At 40.1% G+C, this 25,134-nt stretch carries 19 protein-coding genes; 10 read left to right on the top strand and 9 right to left on the bottom strand.

What is annotated here, in order from left to right:
• Positions 1-14: 14 nt before the first annotated feature.
• From rsgA to M0M83_RS19075, 4 genes are all read left to right on the top strand, one after another.
• Positions 15-1,067 carry a small ribosomal subunit biogenesis GTPase RsgA gene (rsgA, locus tag M0M83_RS19060; RefSeq protein ID WP_248468473.1) on the top strand — a complete coding sequence of 351 codons (1,053 nt, stop codon included), beginning with the start codon at positions 15-17 and terminating at the stop codon, positions 1,065-1,067.
• 157 nt (positions 1,068-1,224) lie between these two features.
• Positions 1,225-2,121 (top strand): archaetidylserine decarboxylase, encoded by an 897-nt coding sequence (gene asd, locus M0M83_RS19065; RefSeq protein WP_248467188.1) that lies wholly within the window; start codon positions 1,225-1,227, stop codon positions 2,119-2,121.
• A 33-nt stretch (positions 2,122-2,154) separates the two neighbouring features.
• Entirely contained in the window at positions 2,155-5,496 is a 3,342-nt protein-coding gene (gene mscM / locus M0M83_RS19070; RefSeq protein ID WP_248467190.1) for a miniconductance mechanosensitive channel MscM, read from the top strand.
• 8 nt (positions 5,497-5,504) lie between these two features.
• On the top strand, positions 5,505-5,843 hold the full coding sequence (locus tag M0M83_RS19075) for a hypothetical protein (RefSeq protein ID WP_248467192.1): 339 nt from the start codon (positions 5,505-5,507) through the stop codon (positions 5,841-5,843).
• A 3-nt stretch (positions 5,844-5,846) separates the two neighbouring features.
• Here M0M83_RS19075 and M0M83_RS19080 read toward each other — a convergent pair whose 3' ends face one another.
• From M0M83_RS19080 to pldA, 5 genes are all read right to left on the bottom strand, one after another.
• Positions 5,847-6,650, bottom strand: coding sequence for a tetratricopeptide repeat protein (locus M0M83_RS19080; protein ID WP_248467193.1), 804 nt, complete (start codon positions 6,648-6,650; stop codon positions 5,847-5,849).
• Positions 6,651-6,906: 256 nt separating this feature from the next.
• Positions 6,907-7,719, bottom strand: a complete 813-nt coding sequence (yigL, locus tag M0M83_RS19085; RefSeq protein WP_125894281.1) for a sugar/pyridoxal phosphate phosphatase YigL — start codon at positions 7,717-7,719, stop codon at positions 6,907-6,909.
• Positions 7,720-7,732: 13 nt separating this feature from the next.
• Positions 7,733-8,728, bottom strand: a complete 996-nt coding sequence (pldB, locus tag M0M83_RS19090; protein WP_248467195.1) for a lysophospholipase L2 — start codon at positions 8,726-8,728, stop codon at positions 7,733-7,735.
• A gap of 20 nt (positions 8,729-8,748) precedes the next feature.
• Entirely contained in the window at positions 8,749-10,575 is a 1,827-nt protein-coding gene (recQ, locus tag M0M83_RS19095) for an ATP-dependent DNA helicase RecQ (protein ID WP_125894285.1), read from the bottom strand.
• Between the two features lie 110 nt (positions 10,576-10,685).
• Positions 10,686-11,579 (bottom strand): phospholipase A, encoded by an 894-nt coding sequence (gene pldA, locus M0M83_RS19100; protein ID WP_125894287.1) that lies wholly within the window; start codon positions 11,577-11,579, stop codon positions 10,686-10,688.
• Between the two features lie 155 nt (positions 11,580-11,734).
• Here pldA and M0M83_RS19105 point away from each other — a divergent pair, with 155 nt between their 5' ends.
• The 6 genes from M0M83_RS19105 to prfH all read left to right on the top strand — a co-directional run bounded on the left by M0M83_RS19105 (position 11,735) and on the right by prfH (position 19,896).
• On the top strand, positions 11,735-12,205 hold the full coding sequence (locus tag M0M83_RS19105) for a thioesterase family protein (RefSeq protein WP_125894289.1): 471 nt from the start codon (positions 11,735-11,737) through the stop codon (positions 12,203-12,205).
• A 158-nt stretch (positions 12,206-12,363) separates the two neighbouring features.
• Positions 12,364-13,257 carry an EamA family transporter RarD gene (gene rarD, locus M0M83_RS19110; protein ID WP_213913391.1) on the top strand — a complete coding sequence of 298 codons (894 nt, stop codon included), beginning with the start codon at positions 12,364-12,366 and terminating at the stop codon, positions 13,255-13,257.
• An 883-nt stretch (positions 13,258-14,140) separates the two neighbouring features.
• Complete coding sequence (locus tag M0M83_RS19115; protein ID WP_125894382.1) at positions 14,141-15,493, top strand: APC family permease; 1,353 nt, start codon at positions 14,141-14,143, stop codon at positions 15,491-15,493.
• Positions 15,494-15,594: 101 nt separating this feature from the next.
• On the top strand, positions 15,595-17,313 hold the full coding sequence (locus M0M83_RS19120) for an amidohydrolase (RefSeq protein ID WP_248467197.1): 1,719 nt from the start codon (positions 15,595-15,597) through the stop codon (positions 17,311-17,313).
• An 838-nt stretch (positions 17,314-18,151) separates the two neighbouring features.
• On the top strand, positions 18,152-19,285 hold the full coding sequence (locus M0M83_RS19125) for an RNA ligase RtcB family protein (RefSeq protein WP_248467199.1): 1,134 nt from the start codon (positions 18,152-18,154) through the stop codon (positions 19,283-19,285).
• Positions 19,285-19,896 (top strand): peptide chain release factor H, encoded by a 612-nt coding sequence (gene prfH, locus M0M83_RS19130; RefSeq protein ID WP_248467201.1) that lies wholly within the window; start codon positions 19,285-19,287, stop codon positions 19,894-19,896. Before M0M83_RS19125 ends, prfH begins: the two co-directional genes overlap by 1 nt.
• 83 nt (positions 19,897-19,979) lie before the next feature.
• On the opposite strand, the gene M0M83_RS19135 is transcribed toward prfH, so the two are convergent.
• The 4 genes from M0M83_RS19135 to uvrD form a co-directional block, all read right to left on the bottom strand.
• Positions 19,980-20,249 carry a hypothetical protein gene (locus M0M83_RS19135; protein WP_213913394.1) on the bottom strand — a complete coding sequence of 90 codons (270 nt, stop codon included), beginning with the start codon at positions 20,247-20,249 and terminating at the stop codon, positions 19,980-19,982.
• A 214-nt stretch (positions 20,250-20,463) separates the two neighbouring features.
• Positions 20,464-21,048: a 2OG-Fe(II) oxygenase gene (locus M0M83_RS19140; RefSeq protein WP_248467203.1), complete on the bottom strand. Its 585-nt coding sequence runs from the start codon at positions 21,046-21,048 to the stop codon at positions 20,464-20,466.
• Positions 21,049-21,300: 252 nt separating this feature from the next.
• Positions 21,301-22,725: a hypothetical protein gene (locus tag M0M83_RS19145; RefSeq protein WP_248467205.1), complete on the bottom strand. Its 1,425-nt coding sequence runs from the start codon at positions 22,723-22,725 to the stop codon at positions 21,301-21,303.
• 200 nt (positions 22,726-22,925) lie between these two features.
• On the bottom strand, positions 22,926-25,088 hold the full coding sequence (gene uvrD, locus M0M83_RS19150; RefSeq protein ID WP_248467206.1) for a DNA helicase II: 2,163 nt from the start codon (positions 25,086-25,088) through the stop codon (positions 22,926-22,928).
• Between the last annotated feature and the right edge of the window lie 46 nt (positions 25,089-25,134).

Raw genomic sequence — 25,134 nt, forward strand, 5'->3', positions numbered from 1 at the left:
TAAAGAGAGGACAGGTGGCTAAACAGAAACTTTCGAAAGGCCAACAGCGCCGAGTTCAAGAAAATCATCAAAAAAGACTCAAAAAGCAAAAAACCGTTGAGATTGATGATAGCCAATTAGGTGAAGCACAAGAAGGCTTAGTCATCAGCCGTTTTGGGCAACATGCTGATATTCAAGCAAGTGACGGGACTATCCAGCGCTGTAACTTACGCAGAACCATTTCTTCCCTCGTTACAGGGGATAACGTGGTGTGGCGGCCTGCCCTGAACACACAAAGCGATATCAAAGTAAATGGCATTGTTGAAGCTGTTCATGAACGCCACTCTGTTCTGACTCGTCCTGATTATTATGATGGCTTGAAACCGATTGCCGCTAATATTGACCAAATTGTCGTGGTTTCCGCTATTTTACCTGAGCTTTCGCTGAATATTATTGACCGTTATTTGGTTGCCTGTGAAACCACGGGGATTAAGCCTGTTATCGTTCTTAATAAAGTCGACTTACTCGACGACGAAAACCGCGAGTGGGTAAGCGATTTAATGACGATTTATAGTGATATTGGCTATCAAGTTCTCGAAGTTTCAAGCCATACCAATGAAGGCATGGAAGCGCTTACTAACGCACTAGCAGGTAAAGTGTCCGTGTTTGTTGGGCAGTCTGGTGTGGGTAAATCCAGTTTATTAAACGCATTGCTTCCACACAATGAAGAAGCCATTTTAGTCAATGACGTTTCAGACAACTCAGGGCTGGGGCAACACACAACAACGACAGCCCGCTTATATCATTTCCCATTGGGAGGTGATGTGATTGACTCCCCTGGTGTGCGTGAGTTTGGTTTGTGGCATTTAACCACGGAACAAGTGACCAAAGGATTTGTCGAATTTAAAGATTACCTTGGTGGCTGTAAATTCCGTGACTGTAAACATTTGGATGATCCTGGTTGCCTGTTACGTGAAGCCGTAGAAACAAATAAAATTGCGGAATCACGTTTTGAAAACTACCATCGCATTTTAGAAAGCATGGAGCAAATCAAGCCTCGTGGCAATTTTATGGCAAAAGAGAAATAATATTAGTGAGTACTTACAAAATACCTAACTAACACTAAACTCGCTCTAAATAATTTAATCACGGTTAGTCAGTTACGCGACCGTTTGAAATATGACGAGTAAACTGTGTACAATAACCGCCCTTTTGCTAACATACCTTTAAAAATCAGAGGTTAACGTGCTAGATAAAATTAAAATTCGCTTGCAATATATGCTTCCAAAACAATGTCTTACTGAATTTGCTGGCTGGTTCGCAAGTCGCAATGCGGGTTTCATGACGCAATGGGCAATTAAACTGTTCGCAAAAGTCTATAAAGTGAACATGAATGAAGCACAAAAAAGCGAGCTTACGGCTTATGCCACTTTTAATGATTTCTTTGTCCGTCTGTTAAAAGAAGGCGCTCGCCCTATTGTCGAAAAAGAGCACCAACTTGCTCAACCTGCTGACGGTGCCGTGAGCCAATTAGGTCCAATAAATGATGGCCTTATCTTCCAAGCTAAAGGTCATCATTACACCGTTGAAGCGTTACTTGCTGGCCAATACCAATTAGCAGAACGTTTTCGTGGCGGTGACTTTATTACCACTTACCTCTCCCCAAGTGACTATCACCGTGTACACATGCCATGTGATGGCTTACTCAAAGAGATGATTTATGTACCAGGCGATTTATTCTCTGTAAATCCATTAACGGCACAAAATGTTCCCAACCTGTTTGCACGAAATGAACGTTTGATTTGTGTCTTTGACACCCCTGTCGGCCTAATGGTACAAATCCTTGTAGGTGCAACCATCGTTGGTAGTATCGAGACGGTTTGGAGCGGTTGCGTTAACGCCACTCGTGAAGGTGTCATCAAACGTTGGGTTTACCCTGAGCTGGATTCTGAAGGTGCTGTTTTCTTGAAAAAAGGTGAGGAAATGGGGCTATTTAAACTGGGCTCAACGGTGATTAATTTATTTGAGCCAAATAAAGTAACCTTTAATTCATCACTGATCCCCGGTTATGCAACTCGCATGGGTGAATTACTCGCTGAAACTGTTACAAATACAGTGGCAGAAGAGTCCGTTGACGCTTAATTAAATTATTATTCCTTGAAGGAGCTCCTCACTGTGCGTGTGATTATCAGTTTTTTTCTTAGCCTGTTAATCGTTTTTTCTTCCGTTGCAGCGCCGACTGCAGCGCAGGACGAAGCACAGATTAAGCAGGAGCTCAAACAACTCGAGTCAAGCACCAATCCTAAAGATGCAGAGATAGCGCAAGCATTACAGGGCGCGCTAAATTGGATGAGTGAGACACGTGAGTCCGACGCTAAAGCCAAGTCTTACCAAGAAGCTATTGATAATTTCCCTAAAATCATCAAAGACATAAGACAAAAAATCCTCAATGAAAGTGATGAGCCTACCCCTATACCCGTTGGTATCAGTCTAGGTGAGCTTGAGCAACGCATTATTCAACTTAGCAGCCAATTACTTGATCTAAGCCGCTTAACTCAGCAAGAACAAGATAAAGGCCGCGAAATCAGTGAATCACTCAGTATTCTCCCACAACAACTTTCTGAGGCGAGGCGTTTGCTCAACGAAGCCTCTTCGCGTTTTCAGTCTCTGAGTACACCATCAACACCATTAGCCGATGCCCAGTACACTTTGGCTCAAGCCGAAGTAAGCGCTCGCAAATCCGTAGTTAATGAGCTGGAAATGGCCCAGCTTTCTGCCAATAATCGTCAAGAAATTTCACGGCTTACGTTGGAATTATATAAAAAACGCTACCAACGTATGGAACTTGAATTACAAAACCTGCGGGATTTCCAAAATACCCAACGCCAACAAAAAGCAATCTTAGCGCTAGAACACACAGAGATGTTGGCTGCGCAAGGTGAGCTTACGCCATTTTTAACTGAGCAGCTTGATATTAATCGAAAAATGTCTCAGGAATTAACCGCTCAAGCACAACGTATGAGCGCGATTACTAATAGCCAAGCCGAAATTTCAACGAGTATCCGTGATGCACGCCAAGCACTCACAACTATTCGTGAACAAGCTCAATGGATCAGCAGCTCAAGTACATTAGGGGAAGCACTCCGAACACAGCTCTCTCGCTTGCCTGATATTCCCAAAAGCCAGCAACTTGATCGTGAAATGGCGGCTTTACGTGTTCAACGATTAAATTATGAAGATAGCCTCGATAGACTAAGTAAAATAGATACAACCGAGCAGGAAACCGAACATGGGCTCAATGCAGCTCAAGTGCAAGTTTATCAGTCATTGATTAAAACGCGTCGTGAGCTACTAACCTCTTTAATTTCAGGTCTCGATGCTGAAATGTTGGAGCTAACCAAGCTCAATGTCGCTACAGGGCAGTTGACTGATGCATTGAAAGAGGTCAAAGATGCCTCAAACCGTTATCTTTTCTGGGTCGCTGATGTTCCACCGATTAGCATCAGCTACCCCGTTATGTTAGTGACTGATATTACTCAATTACTTTCTTTGGATACCTTGTCTCAACTGGCTGGTGCTCTGCGTGTTATGCTAACGACACAAGATACCTTTTTGTATCTTTTAGGTTCGATAGCCTTAGTCATTTTCAGTATTAGCACACGTAAACACTATCAAGCATTTCTTGACCGCTCCAGTTTACGCATTGGTAAAGTGACACAAGACCGTTTCTACTTAACCATTCGCACTATTTTCTGGTCAATTATTGTTGCACTACCTCTCCCTATGATGTGGTCCGCCATCGGTTATGGCTTACAAAGTGCATGGCAGTTCCCAATGGCTGCTGCCATCGGCTATGGCGTTAGTGCCACGACACCGTTGTTGTGGCTATTTATGATCAGCGAAACATTCTCTCGCCCTACAGGGTTATTTATTTCTCACTTCGGTTGGGATAAAGACTCGGTTAAGCGTGCAATGCGCTATTACCGAATGGCTATTTTTGTCATCGTTCCATTAGTCATGGCAATTATTACCTTTGAACATTATAGCGATAGGGAATTTGCAGCTAGTATTGGCCGCTTATGCTTTATCTTTTTATGTGTCGCACTTAGCTTAATTACCAACAACTTACGCCGCTCACAGATCCCTCTCTATTTAGATAGACATGGGTCCGGTGAGAATATTGTTAATCAAGCATTGTGGTGGATGATATTACTCGCCCCCATTGTTGCTGGGTTTTTCTCCATTTTAGGTTATTTTTCAACCTCACAAGCCTTACTAGCGCGCTTAGAAACCTCCGTTGCTATTTGGTTTGTCATCCTCATCATTTACCACACTATTCGCCGCTGGATGTCAATGCAGCGCCGTAAATTAGCCTTTGAGCGAGCAAAACAGCGCCGCGCTGAAATATTAGCGCAACGTGCTAAAGGTGAGGACGATAGCCAGCAAGCAAATGCCAGCAGTGAAGGGAATATTGATATCGAAGAACAGGTTATCGACTTAGATGCCATCAGCACCCAATCCGTTGGGTTAGTTCGTTCGATTTTAACTATGATTGCCTTGGTTTCATTGATTTGGCTGTGGTCTGAACTACATACCGCATTCTCTTTCCTTGAAAATATACGCTTATGGGATGTGACATCAACCGTTAATGGCGTTGATACTGTTCAACCTATTACCATGGGCTCAATTTTTATTGCTATTTTGACTATTATCGTTACTGCCCAATTAGTGCGTAACTTGCCCGCTTTACTTGAGCTGGCCGTACTCCAACATTTGGATTTAACACCCGGTACCGGCTACGCCATCAGTACATTAACAAAATATACGATTACTATTATCGGAACCATTGTTGGCTTCTCTATGTTAGGGATTGAGTGGTCAAAACTGCAATGGCTTGTTGCTGCAATGGGGGTCGGGCTTGGTTTCGGTTTACAAGAAATTTTTGCTAATATTATCTCGGGGTTGATGATCTTATTTGAAAAACCAATCCGGATTGGAGATACCGTCACTATTCGTAACTTGACCGGCAGTATTACCAAGATCAACACTCGTGCCACTACACTGACGGACTGGGACAGAAAAGAAATTATTGTGCCAAATAAGGCATTTATTACTGAACAATTTATTAACTGGTCGCTGTCTGACACGATCACACGTATTGTGATGACCATTCCAGCACCTTCTGACGCCAATAGTGAACTGGTGACAGATACCATTTTACGTGCAGCCAAACGTTCTACCATGATCTTAGATAACCCTGCGCCAGAGGTTTATCTGGTTGATTTACAACAAGGTATTCAAATTTTCGAATTACGTGTCTATGCTGCTGAGATGGGCCACCGGTTACCTGCACGTCATGAAATCCATCAAAACATCTTAGTTTCCTTTGCTGAACAAGGGATTACCTTACCATTCCCACCATTCCAAGCAAGGGTGGATGTCCGTGATAATTCGCTACAAAGTGCGACAAACAATCTTTCGGCACGTAATCCAAGCCGTAAACCAGGGGAACTGTAAGCCGTATTATGCGATTAAAACCAGATGATAAAGATGAGTTGGTGACGTTGAAGATCGCCCAACTTGAGCGTGTTGGGTCGATTTTATTCTTTTTAATTCCATTAATTATCTTATTAATTGTTGGGAAAGCTTTTGCATTTAATACACTGTACCTTTGGCAAGTGTATTGTGCGGTTTATATCGTTGGGTTTCGTGTACTTTGTGGCAAGCTATCATCACAACAGCTACAGCTAGCTATTCGTCGAGGCTGGGGGAATAACCGTTTCTATCGGCTTTCGTGGTGTTATCTTGTATTCTCTATAGCCATAATGGTGGGATACAAAATAGTCTCCCACACATCGGCTTAGTCATTAGCTGGCTTTGAAACCGTACGATTTAATGTAGTTTTCTGCTAATTTTTGTGCCTGCTGTAATTCTTCAGGATCTAACTGATCCGCTATCTTTTTCTGCAGGCGATGGCTTTCTGCGTTGCCACTGAACACTGCAGTTGCAAGCCATGCGTAGGCTTGTTGCAAGTTTTTCTTCACGCCACGTCCTTCAGAGTACATAACGCCTAAGCGGTCTTGAGACTTAGCATCTTTTTGCTTTGCGGCTTTTCTAAACCAAAACACCGCCTTTTCATCATCTAAATCAACGCCGCTACCAATCGAGTACATTTGACCTATTTGGAATTGAGCAAGTATGTTTCCGCCTTGCGCTGCTTTTCTAAACCAAAATGCCGCTTTTTCTAAATTTTGAGTGACACCTAAGCCTTGCGCATACATCATCGCCATATTGGTTTCAGCTCGCGTATCACCTTGTTCTGCTGCTTGCTCATACCATAGCATCGCTTTGTCATAATCACGACGCACACCAAAACCATTAACAAACATCGTGCCAAGACGGAATTGCGCATCTGAATTCCCTTGGTTCCCAGCCTTGATAAACCACTCAGCCGCTGCTTTAGAATCTTGAGAAACACCTAACCCTTTAAAATAACGTTCACCTAGCTGGAATTGGGCTTTAGGATCACCTTTTTGGGCTAACTGCGTAATTTGTTCAATCGAGGGTTCTTGTGCTGCTGTTGCCGATGCTGGCACAGGGGTAGGTTTAGCGGTTAAAACGGAACTATAACAAATCGAGCCCAACAACAATACTAACGCTATTCTTTTCATCCTAAGGAACCCTCAACAGTGCAATATGCAAACTGTGAAAACAGTGCTATCCATTAATATCGACCTAAACACTCATCCCCCTAGTTTAAATTTACTTTCTGTCAGAAAAAATAGGAAAAGTGGCCTAAATTTCACAAAAAGCACGTTTCGCTGTATTTTCTCTATGGGAACTTGTGTTTTTCATCTAATTACAATAATAAAAAACCAGATAAACATAATGCCTATCTGGTTTCTCTATTTCAAATAACAAAATAAATTATGCGTTGTTAAGGTATTTATTTCTCAGGTAGCGAGCGACTGCATCATCACTATTCGAGCCAATAACTTCCATCTGCGGTAACGCATCTTTCAGCAACTGGTGCGCATTTTCCATGATGCAGCCTTTTCCAGCCATCGTCAGCATTTCTTTGTCATTCATACCATCACCAAAAGCAATACTATCACTCGGTGTATAACCATGTAGTGCGGCCACTTGCTTCAGTGCCTCACCTTTAGAAACACTACCAGCCATAACTTCTAAACAGCTACGCAGTGAAAACGTGACATTCACTTTATCTTGCCAACGTGCTTGAATACGCTGCTGTAAATCCACCAGCAAATCATGATCTTCACTGGTATAGTAAACTTTACAGACCTCAGAAGTGACAAAGTCATGGCGATCAAATAACTGATAGTTAAATACCGATTCTTTAAAAAATTCTTTTTGTTCAGGGCTTTCACGGTTGATAAACCAATCATCACCATGGTAGTAGTTAGTGATAAGTTCAGGGTTATCAAATTCCATCAAACACAACTCGTGAGCAATTTCAGGCGCAACATTGTGCTCAAAAATCAAGTCACCGCGAGTATTATGGATCCGTGCGCCGTTAGACGTGATCATATACGCATCGATGCCTAAACCATCGCGGATTTGAGCAACATCCACATGATGACGGCCTGTTGCAAACACAAAATGCACATCTTGCGAAGTCACTAGCTGTTTCAAGGTGTCTTTGGTATAAGACGTTAAGTCATGATTGGGAGATAACAGTGTCCCATCTAAATCGGAAGCAACTACAGGATATTTCATATTCAAACCCTAACTAATACTGCTCAAAAAAATCACAGATAGCATTGAGCGCCATCGCTCTTAATGCATCCACTTCAAATAGGATTTCATGGTGTGCCCCTTCTATAATGAGAGGTAATTTTTCTTCTCGTCCTATTTGCGCTTTTTGCCTGCTTTGACAAAAAGCTTGTAGCTCTTTATTGCTGACCACTTTTTCTTCACTGGCTTCTAACACCATCAGTGGTACATCAATCTCTCCCGCTCTCGCAATTAGCTCATCGCCAATCACAAAACTCTCACGTAACCAATGATAAGTTGGCCCACCTAAGCGCAATTCGGGATAATCGGCGTAATAGCGTAAGTAACGCCGATAACGCTCCGGGCTGTGTGTTAATACGTTGATTAAATAAGGTAACGGCTGCCATTTCCCAGTAGAAGCCGCGTAGTCATTACGAACACTTTCGCGAGATTCGGCCCTATCAACAATAAAGCTCGCCATCCAACGAGGCATCGGTAGATTAATTCCAATCATCGGTGCACATAAGGTTGCAGCATCAAATGTGACGCTATCTCGCAATAAATACCCGGCTAAGATAGCACTCCCCATTGAGTGAGCTAACGCGTAACATTTTGGATAATGCCGATATTTAACTTCAAGCTCAATGAACTTTTCAAAATCATCAATGTAGTCAGTGAATTTTTCAACATGACCTTTTTGAGGATCCGCTAACATGCGCCCTGATCGGCCTTGGCCTCGATGATCAATAATAAAAACATCATAGCCTAAATGATAAAAATCATAAGCCACTTCCGGGTACTTTACATAGCTTTCACTGCGTCCTGGTGAAATAACAATCGCTTTGTGATGCTTAGGGTGAATAAAACGGACATAGTGAATGGGAATATCATCAACTCCCATAAATTGAGATTCTTCACGGCGTTGCCAGAAATCTAAAAGTGGGCCATTTGTAAAAGCAGAAAATTGAGTTTCTCGATTCAGCCAACTCTCTTTTAGGTGTTCAGGCGTCATCCAACAGCTTCCTTATTTATTCATTCATAACCTTCAAGATGGTCTTGGATAAGTGCCATAAATGCCACTCCAAAACGTTCGAGTTTGCGCTCGCCAACACCATTAATTAATAATAATTCGGCTGGTGAAGTCGGAGTGTGCTCAGCCATTTCAATCAATGTTGCATCATTAAACACCACAAATGGCGGAATATTTTCTTCATCTGCAATGGATTTACGCAGTTTACGCAGTTTCGCAAAGAGCTTTTTATCATAATTGCCATGATAAATTTTGTTTTGTTGATTACGGCTTTTTACCACTAAAACACGCGGAACTGCGAGTTTCAGTGTCGCTTCACCCCGTAATATTGGCCTTGCAGCCTCAGTTAATTGAAGCGCTGAAAAATGCGTAATATTCTGTGTGATCATACCTAAATGGATCAGCTGACGGATCACACTGACCCAATGTTCATTACTTTGTTCTTTACCGATACCGTAAACAGGCAGTTTGTCATGACCTAAGTCGCGGATACGCTGATTATTCGCACCACGTAATACTTCTACAATATAGCCGATACCAAAGCGCTGACCAACACGATAAATACAAGATAGTGCTTTTTGCGCATCAACTAATCCATCGTACTGTTTTGGTGGATCTAAGCAAATATCACAGTTACCACAAGGTTGCTGGCGATTTTCACCAAAATAATTGAGTAGCACCAAACGACGGCAGGTTTGCGCTTCGGCAAAAGCGGCGATAGCATTCAGCTTATGTCGTTCAATATCTTGCTGCATACCCGCTGGCTTTTCTTCAAGACAACGACGTAACCATGCCATATCTGCTGGGTCATAGAATAAAATGGCTTCGGCTTCAACACCATCACGCCCTGCTCGCCCTGTTTCTTGATAATACGCTTCGATATTACGCGGAATATCGAAATGAGCGACAAACCGAACATTTGATTTGTTTATTCCCATCCCAAAAGCCACTGTTGCCACAACAACTTGTAGGTTATCTTTTAGAAATGCATCTTGTACCCATTCACGTTGTGCAGCATCTAACCCTGCATGGTATGCCGCAACACTTAAGCCGCGTTTTTGCAATCGCTCTGTCGTTTCTTCAACCTTACTGCGACTATTACAATAAACAATACCCGCTTTGCCTTTTTGGCCTTTAATAAAAAACCAAAGTTGATCTAAAGGCTTATATTTTTCGACTAAGGTATAACGAATATTTGGCCTATCAAAGCTACTCACATGGACGAGTGGCTCATGGAGTTCTAATAAACGAATAATGTCTGCACGTGTGGTTTCATCCGCAGTCGCGGTTAGCGCCATCACGGGTACATTGGGTAATGATTGCCGTAATTGACCTAGTGCGCGGTATTCAGGGCGAAAATCATGCCCCCATTGGGAAATACAGTGGGCTTCATCCACCGCTAGCAAGGTGATATTCCATCCTGCTAGTTGGCTTAGAAAATAGTCAGTTAACAACCTTTCAGGGGCAACATACAGTAGTTTTATTTCCCCCTGACTGCACCGCTCAATAATTTGACGTTGTTCTTGTGACGTTTGCGATGAATTTAAACACGCAGCATTAACCCCATGTAACCGCAATTGGTCAACTTGGTCTTTCATTAATGAAATTAAGGGAGAAACCACCAGTGTAACGCCCTCTTTCACTAAAGCAGGAACTTGATAACAAAGGGATTTCCCGCCCCCAGTTGGCATTAACACTAAGCAATCACGGTTATCAAGAATAGCCCCAATAACGGCATCTTGCCCTGGGCGAAATGACTGATAACCAAATGTACTATTGAGCACATTTTCAGCCAATGAAAGTGGGTTAATGACGCAAGCAGTGGACACAAACTTCCTCAATCGATAAAACAAGTCGCTGCCCAATTGAGCAGCGAATTTGTTGATTTATGACTTGGTATGCAACTCAGAACAAAATAGAGAACTGAGTTTTTCTTCCATTACAACATATCGTTTAGCATAACACCGATACCAAAACGTGTTTGGCGATAATTGTAGTCTATCATCGACTCACCATATCCGCTAAACAACTGGGTATAAAAACGCACATGTTTACTAATTGGATAGCTCCACCCCAGTTCTGCACCACCATAACCCGTATTCCAGTTATAACGCCCAGTTGTAGTAAATACGCTGTCTCCCAATGCATACCCTACTTTTAAACGATAGTAACCCATATATTTGGTAATATCGGAATTATCATCACGCCCTTCACTTTCATGAATGCGGTACCACGGTTTAAGGTCAACTTGCCAGTTACCATTTTGCGCCATCGCTCTCGCATATACTCGGTTCCAGCTGCGAGAAGTTGGTTCTGAACGCCCATTTGACTCATGGTTAAAGCCCGTTTCAAACTCACGTAACGTCCAACCGGCAAATTGGTAGTCGGTTAACCAGCCAACAAACACTTGAGGCTCATAGTTGGTTTCTCTAAATGGTGAAGACTCTTTTTTATTACTTAGCTGCCACCAAGAACGCTGAGTATAAGAAACAGCTAAAATTGAGTCATCACCCGCAATACCTGCCCATAAAGGAAAAGCTAAACTTAGTTGAAATTTAACTTCATCCTTTAACGCATCATCACCCCAATTGTAGCTAGAAATGGCTTCTTTATTTATCGAGGATGTATAGGTATAAATGATGTAATTCGATTCATACGGGTACAACACAAATGGATTATCGTGGTGTTGTAGTAACCCTGAAATGATGCTACCACGAATTGGTAGGGTATTTTTTACATCGTCAACAGGCTGAATATCTGTATCTTCGGTCGCAAACAGTGAAGCAGACCAAAAGCTGAGCACTGCACTTAACAAAATCGGTAAAGCGCGCATTAGTCATTCCTATTTTCAACATCGTCCAAAAAAAGTTTGTCCTATTTTACACACAAAACTGAATAACTGTTGAAAGATTATTCATTCGTTTGTTAGAGACATCATTTAAACATAATGTTAACTTATGATTTACATATTTTTAAAGGATGAAAGCGATGAATGACCGTACTTATACTTTAGAAGAAGCCAGTGAGTTAATGAGCCATGCTTTTATTTATAAAATGCCATTTAACCAACTACTGGGTATTAAATTAATGAGTCTAAATGATGATTTTGTTCAGCTTAGCATTGAGAATCGTCAGCAATTAATTGGTAATTTCACTCAAAACATCCTACATGGCGGTGTGATCGCTTCGATTTTAGATGTTGCAGGAGGCATGGTGTGTATTAACCGTATTTTGCAGCGAATTACCCCCTTAACTCATACTGAGATCGTCGACAAAATGTCTCGTATGGGGACAATTGACCTACGAGTTGATTATTTGCGTCCTGGTCGAGGCCAACTATTTACCGCCAGTGCCAGCTTATTAAGAGACGGTAATAAAATAGCCGTTACCCGCTGTGAGCTTCATAATGAAAATAATCAACACATTGCAACAGCAACGGCTACTTATCTGGTTGGGTAAAAATAAAATATAAATAATTAGTCACCTACTAAACTAATAACTTGTAAAAAAACCTGAGCAATGTCACATTAGTGGTATCAAAAATCGAGCCGCTTAAATCGGCTCGGTCTCTCTGTATAAGTATCTTTTTAGTCTTTAATTCAATTTCAGAGCCAACAATGAGCCAGCAAAATACTACCAAAGGCGTGTTATGTGCCTTAGGCGCCTATTTTATTTGGGGTGTCGCACCTATTTATTTTAAAAGTATCCAAGAAGTGCCCGCAGAAGAAATTCTGACTCATCGTATTATTTGGTCATTTTTCTTTATGATTTTATTATTAACCGTTTCACGGCATTGGAGCTATGTCCGCCAAGTACTAAAGCAACCAAAGAAAATATTAGTTCTTGGTGTGACTGCAACGACAATTGCTTGTAACTGGTTAATTTATATTTGGTCAGTTAATAATGGTTATATGCTACAAGCCAGCCTAGGCTACTTTATCAACCCATTAGTTAACGTACTGTTTGGAATGTTATTTTTACAAGAACGTTTTCGCCGCATGCAGTGGGTTGCTGTTGGTCTTGCATTAACGGGTGTCTTGATCCAGCTATGGCAATTTGGCTCAGTCCCTGTGATAGGGCTAAGCTTGGCTGTAACATTTGCCACCTACGGCTTATTACGCAAAAAATTAGGGGTCGATGCACAAACAGGAATGACATTCGAAACACTTTGGCTTCTTCCTGTCGGTATAATCTTCTTATTATTTTTTGCAGATAGTCCAACGAGTGATATGACAATGAATGATTGGCATTTGAATGTGCTTTTGATTGCTGCTGGGATAATTACTACAGTGCCACTGTTACTATTTACAGAAGCGGCTAACCATTTAAGGCTTTCAACGCTAGGCTTTTTCCAATATATGGGGCCAAGTATTATGTTCTTGCTCGCTGTCTTTGTGTACGGTGAAGTTATGACTCCTGAATTGTTAGTCACTTTTGGGTTTATCTGGGTTGCATTAATTTTATTTACATTAGATGCTTTATATACCCAGCAAAAACTAAGAAGAAAATAACGGATAACAGTTTTCAAAAACTCAGATAGCCGGAAAATAGTGTTAATATTAAATGCCGACTCTCGTTTAATATTCTAAACGAGCTCGGCGTTTCATTATATGGAACTCGAATAGTTAATTTAATTAATGCAAATAGGCTATTTAATTAAGTCGCAAATTCTTTATCTAACTCATCCTAAATCAAAATTAATTTAAATCTTTTTGTTCTTATCTATAATATGCCAAAATTGTAACAAAATAAACTTTACCCTACAAAATCAGCATGTTATCCACAAAAAATTCATCTTGATTTTCTAAGTATAATCGCTATGATTTAACTTATCTTAAATCCACTTCAATTAATAAACACATCCATCAAACAACTCTTTGAAATAAAAGTAGTTGTTTATTTTTTTAAATTAATGATTGCTTAATAGGAACTTGGTAATTATATTGTACGCCGCTTGTATTCACCCCAGCGGATGGTGATGGTCCGATTCATCACTGACGTTTCATTAAAGTGCGCACGATGACATTTCATTTTTAAAATGTCCTGGTGCGAGGTTTTCTGAAATTGAATGCAGACGGTTCTAAAATTTAATTTTATACAATCATGTAGCGTTAAGACTCTAAATAGTTCGAAAACATAACTAGGTGGCGAGCGAAGCCAACAACGTTGTGATTCGAAGTATGACGAGTACGACTCTAAATAATTCGAAAACACAACTAGGCGGCAAGCAAGAGAGTCGCTAGGAGCATACAAAAGTATGTGACTAGTGCGAGCGAGCGAAGCCAACAACGTTGTGATTCGAAGTATGACGAGTACGGCTGCATTTTAGGTTCACTCGGCCTGAACATTCAGACAGAGTTGACGTTGTTAAGGGCTTTTGGGAAGGGCTTAAAAATGCAACAGAATACCGTTCAAATGAAACGCGTACTGACCGTGCCTGCGTTAGTTTTTTTCGGGCTGGCTTATATGGTGCCACTCGGAATTTTCACCACCTATGGACAAGTGACTGTATTAAGTGAAGGCCATCTGCCTATCGCTTATTTAATTACATTAGCTGCCGTCTTTTTCACTGCCATGAGCTATTGCCGCATGACAAGCGCACTTCCGCTTTCAGGATCTGCTTATTCATACGTGCAAAAAACCTTTGGCGGCACACTCGGTTTTTTAGTGGGTTGGGCACAACTGCTCGATTACCTCTTTTTACCTATTATTAATTACATTGCGATTGGGATCTTTGTTCACGAAGCATTCCCCAATATCCCGATGTATGTGATTATTTGCAGCACAATTACAATTGTTAGCATTATGAATATTTTGGGAATTAAATTAGTTTCCTCAATGAATATGCTAATCATTTTAATGCAATTTGTTTTTATCGCCGTATTCCTATATTTGAGTTTTAAAACTTCATTTATATTGGATACTGATGCTTTATTAGCACCGATTACGGTCATGTCAGAACAAGTATCAGGGTTATTTGCAGGTGCTGCGGTACTCTGCTTAGCCTTCCTTGGATTTGATGCGATCTCCACCATGGCAGAAGAAACCAAAGATGCACGGAGTGCGTTACCCAAAGCGATTTTATACACCGTATTTATCGCGGGTACCCTGTTTGTCGTCATCTCCTATGGCGCGCATCTGGTTTACCCGATGTGGCAGGATTTTATTCCTAATACCGATATTGCGAGCCTTGCGGTAATGAAACAAGTGGGTGGCGCGATGATGGCATCTAGCTTTATCACCGCTTATGTTATTGGTGTATTTGCCTCCGCAATGACTTCACAAGCCAGTATTGTGCGTATTTTCTATGCGATGGGCCGAGAAGGTGTGTTGCCACGTTCGCTGTTTGCCTATCTGCATCCAAGACTCAACACACCGATTTACTCGATTATTTTTGTTGCACTAGCGTCATTACTTTCATTGGTACTTTCGCTCAGCATGGTCGCCTCAATGATCAGCTTCGGTGCCTTAATCGCGTTTACTTTTGTGAATTTATCGGTCATTAAGCATTTTTATATTGACCGTAAAGCACCGTTGGATAATACAAAAATTATCACTTGCCTGATTATGCCTTCTGTTGGTGTTATCCTAACATTATGGTTATGGACAAGCCTTGATAGCGAAGCCTTTAAAGTAGGTTTATGGTGGTTAGCTGCTGGGGCTATTTACCTAGCACTATTGACCCATGGTTTTACTCGTCGTCCACCTGCAATCTCTGACGATGAAACTGAAATGATTATAAACTAAGCATTTCAAGTCTTATAAATGATTACGGGGGAGCACTTGCCTTCCCCGTTGTTTTTTTAGCTCTGGTGCCACCAAAGCACCACTGATACAGACGGTTTACAATGAATAATCAATTAGCTGACGTTATTTACTTTAACGGTTATATATATACCGCAGATGATAAAAATCGCGTTGTCGATGCGGTTGCTGTTCGTGATGGTTATATTCTTGCCACAGGTACCTCTGATGAACTTCATCAATATGTTGGCCCTGAGACAGAGAGTATCGATCTCGAAGGAAAAATGATGATGCCTGGCATCATTGATGGTCATATGCATCCTTTTTGGGGCGGTATTCAACTCTTTGGTTGCCATTTAAATTATGAATCGTTAACTATCGACCAAATTTTAGCGCGCGTACAAGATCACCTCGATAAAGACCCTCGTACCGGGGAAAATGATTGGCTCAAAGTCACTGCATGGCTGCGCCAAGGTATGATCCCTGCAGGTGTTGATATGTACCGTGAAGATATGGACAAGCTCAATACAAAACGCCCTGTCGTCTTGTTTTCAAATGACTGCCATACACTGCTAGCAAATAGCCGTGCCCTCGAATTATTTGGTATCACCAAAGATACGCCTGAGCCACCCGATGGTAAAATTGGTAAATACGAGAATGGCGAGTTAAACGGTATCCTTGAAGATGCGCCTGCTATGCGTGCTGCCGATAGCATTCCTTCAATTCGTGAAGACCAAGCAATTGAAGTTGCTGAATTAGTACAGAAAGTCCTTAATCAGCAAGGTGTGACCATGGTGATGGATGCGCGCGTTTCAGAACAACAACTTGAAGCCTTTTCTCAATTACAACAACGTGGCGACCTGACAATCCGTTTCCAAGCAGCACGTGAAATTACCCCTGATGAAACACCAAATGTTGCCTCAGTAGCGGCAGCAGTGGATAAAGCTGTTGCATTTGCCAAAAAATGGCACCAAGCCGATTGGACGCCAACCCCGGGTATTGGCTTAAATAATATTAAAATGTTTGTTGATGGTGTTATGCAGTTTCCAACCATGACAGCGTCATTATTGCAGCCATACCGTATCAATCAGGGCACGGATGACGCTCCGAATTGGGTTGAAACGGATAACTACGGTGATTTGTATTTCACGGCTGAGATTCTTGATGAATTAATGGAAAAAATTGCCGCAGCGGGCTATGACCCTCACTTGCATACTGTCGGTGAAGGTGCCGTTTCCATCGTTTTAGATGCGATAGAAAAAATGCGTGCTGCACACCCCGAAAAAGATATTCGCCCAGGACTCGCTCACAATGAATTAGTCCATGCCGATGACTATGCACGTTTTGCGCGTTTGAAAACCATCGCTTGCTTATCTTTCCAGTGGGCCGCTCCAACTCCAGAGCTCGCCGCTTTTGAGAAAAAAATGCTCGGTGATGAGCGTTTTGAGCAACTTGAACCCATCGCTAAATTTGTCGACGCTGGCGCGGTTGTTGCATTTGGTAGTGACTGGCCAATCGATGATTTCGACGAGTGGTACGATTTAAAAGTGGCAGCAACACGCCGTGGCCGTGATATTAATGGCCAAAAAGCACCGAGGCTGGATAATGACCGAGACTTAACGGTAATTGAAGTTTTGCGATCCGCTACGATAGACTCAGCTTATGCACAACACCGTGAAGATGTACTTGGCTCATTAGAAGCTGGAAAATTTGCCGATATGATTGTATTAGATCGCAATGTATTTGAGATCCCAGCCGATGATATTGAGAATGTAAAAGTATTACGCACAATTATTGGCGGAAAAACGGTACATATCGTTTAATAATTTAATTATCTATATAATTAAATAAACACCCCAAAGATTAAATAACATCTTGGGGTGTTTTTAATTGGGCACTTAATTCCAAACCTGAATACGCACAATTAAATCGGGAAATTACGAGGGAATAGTTTCCCTCGCAAAGCAACATTACTCTTCGTAAGAAAACGTTGTTTGAACAACTGTATTTCCATGACTAATGATAATTAGACAAAGTCTGTCTCGCATTAGTACTGAAATACTAAACACGGTAATACACGCTGAAACAAACGCAATCACTGCGAACTTGCTCATTTCCCTTGACCTCTTAATGGTTAAGAGGCACAATCCCAACTGTCGGGTTAGGTTTGGGCCTCGTTGGTTAATAATAACTAACGGGGCTTTTCCATTTCTAATCCAAACATTTTATCCAACATAATAAGCTTGAACCAGAAAGGCTCAAGCACCCGCAAAAATAATAACAAACTTTTATATTTCACTCACGTTTAATTTCATAGAAATAAATGAAAATACAAATTTAATTACCTAATTATTTATTAGATTAAATATTATAAATAAATTTAAATCATTTAATTTTATATTTTATTTTTATATATTGAACTTCGGGAAAAGGCTAAAAATCGGTAGTCTCAAAAATAATCCTTGCAAAAGAAAAAAGTTATCGTTAGTATCCGCAGCGTTTTATATTCATCTACTAACTGCAAGGAGGTTTACCATGACAACAATTAATCAAACTCTTTGCGGGCACTCTCAGAAATAGCCACTCTCGTTAGTTAATCTATTTTCTTAATTTTGCCTGCTAATTCACCTTATTTTTCAATTAAAAATGAGTTAATAGCTTATGGGCAATACCTTACATACTGTGGATCAGCAAGTTAGCTATATCGCCACAGGATCTACATGGATTGAAAGTAAAGCAATCCAACAATTACAAACAACTGCAAGCTTACCTGGTATGGTATCTGTTGTCGGCATGCCGGATCTGCACCCAGGTCGTGGATACCCAATTGGCGCGGCATTTTTCTCTACCAAGCGCTTTTATCCTGCACTGGTTGGTAATGATATTGGTTGTGGAATGGCACTATTCCAAACTGATCTTAAAAAATCGAAAGTTAACCTCGATAAGCTCGAAAAACAACTTTCTGAAATGCCAGATCATGCGCCTTTGTCATGGCTTGAAGAGCATGTCCCAGACAACATGCTATCACATGATTTTATGCCATCATTAAGTTCTATTGGTGGTGGAAATCATTTTGCTGAATTTCAAGCCGTTGACGAAATATTAAATACAGAATTATTCAGTATGAGTGGTTTAGATAAACAGCAATTACTGTTATTAGTTCACAGTGGCTCTCGAGGTTTAGGCCAGTCCATCCTTCGTCAGCATGTAGAAAATCATAGTCATGATGGGCTTATAGACAATACTCAAGATGCAAAAAATTATCTGGAAGCACATCAGCGTGCTTTGCATTTTGCTCAGTTAAATCGCCAGATGATCGGCTTACGTATGCTTCAACAGGTTAAGTCAAAGGGTGAACTTGTTCTTGATATCAATCATAACCTAGTTGAAGCCTGCAAAATTAATGGTATTGATGGATGGATACACCGAAAAGGTGCCACCCCATCAGATCGCGGGCTTGTCGTTATCCCTGGCTCTCGAGGTGATTACAGTTATCTGGTTTCCCCACAACCAAGTGAAGTTTGTCTGAATTCTCTTGCTCACGGCGCTGGTCGGAAATGGATGCGAACTGAGTGTAAAGGGCGTTTGTCTCATAAATATACACCGATTCAATTATCAAGAACGGCGCTAGGTAGCCGTGTTATCTGTGCAAACAAACAATTGATTTACGAAGAAGCCCCACAATCTTATAAATCTATTGATACTGTAATTGAAAGCATGGTGAATATTGGCGTTATTCAAGTGGTTGCACGTCTTAAACCTGTCATCACGTACAAAACCAGTGGAGAGTGTTAATGATCTTATTACAATTCTCCTCAGCTCAAGGACCGGAAGAGTGCTGTATTGCTGTCGAAAAAGCCCTTGCCCACTTTCTACAAGAGGCTAAAGAATATCATGTCACTTATGATGTCTTAGAGTCTTTTCCGTCTAAAAAAGGGCTGAAATCTGCCTTAGTTTGTTTAGAGGGTGTAGAGGCTGAAACTTTAGCAAACAATTGGTGTGGTACGATCCAGTGGCAATGCCAAAGCCCTATTCGGCCACGGCATAAACGAAAAAACTGGTTCTTAAGTGTGACTCAATTTTCACCTGTTCAACCTATCGAGGAAAGTGAAATTGAATTTGAGTTTACCAAAGCACAAGGGGCGGGAGGTCAACATGTTAATAAAACCTCCTCTGCGGTTAGAGCGAAGCATGTCGCCACAGGTATCACTGTCAAAGTGCAATCTGAACGCAGCCAACACGCTAACAAAAAACTCGCGAAGCAATTAATACAATGGAAGTTGAATGAGAGCCAATCGCAGCAACTTAATAAACTGGATAAACAACGTCATCATTCCCATTATCAAATTGAAAGAGGAAATGCAGTAATTACTTTTTTAGGAAATGAATTTAAGCGATTGATGTAAAATTAGTGCCACTTCTTATTAGGGTGGCACATAATTTAATACAATATTAGAGAATATTTAATTATTAGGATTACAAAACAAACCTATTTAAAACAATAAAAAATCGAACTATTCAATTTAGATGAATAACCCCCTATTTCAGCCACTGATAAATAGTCTTTTTGCGCTGGGAAATGATTTACATTTTGAATTAATGATGACATATCATCATTAGAATTAATTATCACAGTATCGCCTATATTTTTCTTACTTAACTCCTTCAATGCTTTTTCTAATTGGCGTTCATACTCTATAACGCTAACACCTTGTTGGGACTGTTTAGAACCATAACCAAATTTATCAGTATCACTCATTTATAAACTCCTTTTATATAATTGATTAACACAATAGAAAACATAGTCAATAATTGAATATTAAAACACTAAGACTCGAATAACTTTAATATCAAGAAAAACAAAAAATCAAATTAATATATTGAAACCGCTGTTATAAAATTTGTTGGATATATAAATAATGAGAATACTTCTATCAGCCACCTCATTAAGAGGTGGTAATAGTCTGAACGAGTTAAAGTATTTTTTCTGTTAAAAACCAACCAGCAATGCTTTCTCGTTTTTGTTGAGTCGGTAGCACTTCATGTGGAAATTCTTCAGACATGAAAAAAATCATTCGGCCAGCCCGAGGTTCTAATTCAAACAGTTGATTGTTTTCTTTGTCGTAGACAACAAGTTCACCGCCATCTCCTGTTTGCCATATTTCATTCATATATAAAACAGTAGTCACCTTACGACGCCCTTGTCCTCTTGGGTTATCAAGATGCTTTTTATAAAACCCACCATTAGGATAACGGCAGAAATGCGTTTCAAAATCACGTAGCCCTAGATAAAGCTGGCAGTTTAACTCTTGCCTTATCTGTTCCATTTTATCTAGATAATGGGTGATAGGCGCCCCCATTTCAGGCTCTAGCCAAATAGTTTGGTCAGCACGAACAGCTTTATTACCTTGTAATGAGTCTCCATGCCCAATGCGTGCATCTTGCAATGTGTTTGGTATGCATTGTTTTATCGTTTTTATATCTGACAAGGTCAGAAAATCGTTCCACACATACCAACCTTGTGAGGAAAGTGAATCAATAAGTTTATTCATTGACATGATGAGTCTTAGAAAAGTTAATTAGGTAATATTTTATACTTCATTGAGATAAAACTTTAAAATTAAAAACTTAAATCCTGAGGATTAATACGGCATATCAAAGTCAATCACTAAAAAGATAGTGATAGTTATCATCGAGTAAACTAGAAAAGAGATTCAAAATCACATAAATAACATACTCATTCCATAGTAAAAAAGCACTCCATCCATATTGAGTGCTTACTATAAAATCAAATTAAATGATTGATTGACTTAGCAGAATGCAGTTCTTCCAATACCACCACAAGAACAACGTGCCACTGGGTTAAGAAGGCTTACCTGTCCTAGGTTTTTATTTACTTCACTATTCCCCTCTTCCACCGATTGGAAAGCCGTAATTCGTTCTGAAATTAATTCGCTTTGAGTTACAGGTAGAACTAATGCATTACCATCTTGATTTTCAATCATTTTTTGAGAACGAATTGACCAGTGAAGTTCAACATCCTTGATAGTTTCTTTAATATCATGCATTTCTTCATTATATCTTTTAATATTTAAAGATAGAAAGTTTTTAAAAGGCTCTGATTTCACTTCTAATTCGCCTTGTTTTTCTATTTCAATATTTAGCTTATCAATATATTGATTTAATTCGTCTGATACTTTTAGTAAATTGGACTCCTGTAGTTTACTTATCCTACTTAACTCATTTAATACATGCTTATCTTTTGCTATGCTAGGGCTTTCTAGTCTATACAATGTAATATTGCTACGTAATGACCTTATTTCTTCTATTTCTGAATTAGTTTTATGTTCGTTCAACTCACTTAAGCCTTTAAACATATTTAATTGTTCATCAAATACTTTTACATTTTTATAAACTTTTTCTTCCAGCATTCTCATCGACTCATCTATCTGTTTTTGGCTATATTTATCAGTAATAACCGAACTGGAACCCCAAGCTCTTCCTTTATTTAATAGCTGTACCGAACGAGATTTCAAATCATTTATAGACGAAACAAATTTTTCAATTTCATCATCTATCTCTTTTTTATTTTTTATTGTCTCAATTTCTATGTTATCTAACTGTAAATCAATTTTTCGTTCATCTTCTAATAACTGAGATGCTCTATTTTTCAATGATTTTAGTTTAGCGTTATGATAATTTATTGAGATAGATACAATACCTGTTTTAATTTTATTAAACGATGTATTTAGATGAGTTATTTCATTGTTTATCTTTACTAAAGTAGATTTTTCATTATTTAACATAACCTCCTTTGTCTCATGAGGGATTTTTTTGATTACAAAAATACTTTCTAGTATCTTATGGTCACTACCAATATTTTTATTTTGTTTATTTATTTCCAACTCTATTTTACACTTAGGTAATTCATTAGTCTCAAAATATACAATTTCATTACCGATGCTTTCCTTGTTATATTTACTAGCAAGTTTTTTCATTGCTAGTAAATCACCTTCAAAAAATTCAATAACTTTATTTACCTCATCTATTTTAGCAGTCACTTCACTATTTATATTTGTTTTTTCAGATAAATATTCATAACCATATTCATCTTTAATTTTCATTACTAATGAAGACTTCAGTTTCTTAATTTTATTTAAACGGTTTTCAGCAGAAAAAATTAACGAGTCTATTTTTTTAAAATCATAATTATTTAAATTAAAATCAATTTTCATATTAATTCCTTTTATTTTCATATAATTAAAAATATAATTTGATATCTATATTGCGTTTTTATCTTATATTAAAGACAAAGGAATGACTAATTTATTATTTGTATAATAAAAACAAATTATAATTATTTTAAACCTATATTTCATTTAAATAAATAAAGTAGAAATATTATTCAGATTTCTACTTTATTTATACTTGCCTATTACAGTTTCTCAAGCTTCGCATATGACGCCACCAGCCACTTAATCCCTTGGCCTTGAAAAGCAATTTGTAGACGGCAGTGCTCACCACTACCTTCTAAATTAATAATCGTGCCTTCGCCAAATTTTGGATGCATCACTCGTTGCCCTAATGAATAACCCGAGTCATTTTGGCTAATCGGGGTACCAAGGCGTTGATGACTAACTGGTCTTGAAACCTGCGCTCGCAAGCGAACTTCCTCAACACACTCAGTTGGTAACTCACCGATAAAACGAGAAGGCCTGTGATAAACTTCTTTGCCATATAAACGACGGCTTTCAGCGTAGGTGATCGTGAGTTTCTCCATTGCTCGGGTAATACCGACATAGGCAAGGCGACGTTCTTCTTCAAGACGACCGCTTTCATCCATCGACATTTGGCTTGGGAACATACCTTCTTCCATCCCCACAATGAATACAACGGGAAACTCTAGCCCTTTAGCTGAATGTAATGTCATTAATTGAACCGCATCTTGACTGACATCCGCTTGCCCATCTCCTGCTTCCAATGCTGCATGAGAAAGAAAAGCCTGCAGTGGCATTAAGTCTTGGTCTTCATCTTGATAACTAAAGTCACGAGTCGCGTTGACTAGCTCTTCCAAGTTTTCAATTCGTGCCTGTGCTTTTTCACCTTTTTCTTGTTCATACATCGCTCGAAGGCCTGAGTCATTTATCACTCGATCAGCCTGAACATGCAATGGCATATCTTGGGTTTCTTTAGCTAATGCATCGACTAATTCTAAGAAACGCTCAATTGCAGCGGCTGCCCGCCCACCGAGTACCTGCTCACGAAGTAAGTACTCACAACTTTCCCATAATGTCAGTTGTTGATCCCGTGCAGTTTGGCGAACAGTATCTAATGTTCTCTCTCCAATCCCACGGGTTGGTGTATTGACCACACGTTCAAAAGAAGCATCGTCGTTGCGATTTGCTATCAGCCTTAAATAAGAGAGCGCATCTTTGATTTCTTGGCGTTCAAAGAAGCGTTGCCCACCATAGATACGATATGGCATAGCACTTTGGATAAGCGCTTCTTCCAATACACGAGACTGGGCATTACTACGGTAGAGCATAGCGCAATCTTGTAAAGCGCCCCCATTTTCATGCCATTGCTTAATGCGCCCAACCACATAGCGCGCTTCATCTAGCTCATTGAAAGCACAATAAAGGGAAATTGGCTCGCCATCTCCCCCTTCCGTCCATAAATTTTTTCCTAAGCGGTCACTATTATTCGCGATCAATGTATTCGCTGCTTTTAATATATTATTCGTTGAGCGATAGTTTTGCTCGAGACGGATAGTTTCTGCACCAGGAAAATCATTGAGAAAGCGCTGGATATTTTCGACTTGAGCGCCACGCCAACCATAGATTGACTGGTCATCATCACCAACAATCATGACTTTGCCCGTATCCCCCGCGAGTACACGGATCCATGCATATTGGATATTATTGGTATCTTGGAATTCATCGACAAGAATATTCGTAAAACGCTCACGGTAATGCTGCAATACATGAGGTTTATTTAGCCACAATTCATGGGCACGTAATAATAGCTCAGCAAAATCCACCAGTCCGGCCCTGTCACAGGCTTCTTGGTAAGCTTGGTATACTTTTAGCCATGTTGCTTCAACGGGATTACCGTAGGCTTCAATGTGTTGAGGCCGAAGGCCTTCATCCTTTTTACCGTTGATGTACCACATACCCTGACGTGGCGGCCATTGTTTTTCATCTAAATTCATCGCCTTGAGTAAACGACGAATTAAACGGTACTGGTCATCGCTATCGAGAATTTGGAAATCTTGGGGTAAATTGGCATCCATATAGTGTTGGCGTAATAGGCGATGCGCCAATCCATGGAATGTCCCTATCCACATTCCGCCTTCACTGGTTCCAATCAATTGATTGATTCTATGGCGCATTTCTGCAGCTGCTTTATTCGTGAACGTCACTGCCATAATTGAAAATGGAGAAGCATTTTCTACAGACATCAGCCATGCGATTCGATGCACTAACACCCGAGTTTTACCACTCCCCGCCCCCGCAAGGACAAGTAAATTGGTACGCGGTGCGGCAACCGCTTCGCGCTGTTTGTCATTAAGACCTTCAAGCAGATAAGAGACGTCCATAGTTACCATCAAAGCAAAACAGTGGCTAACACCACTGTGAGGTTAT

Source organism: Providencia rettgeri (assembly GCF_023205015.1).
In the GTDB taxonomy this organism is placed as follows: Bacteria; Pseudomonadota; Gammaproteobacteria; order Enterobacterales; family Enterobacteriaceae; genus Providencia; species Providencia rettgeri_E.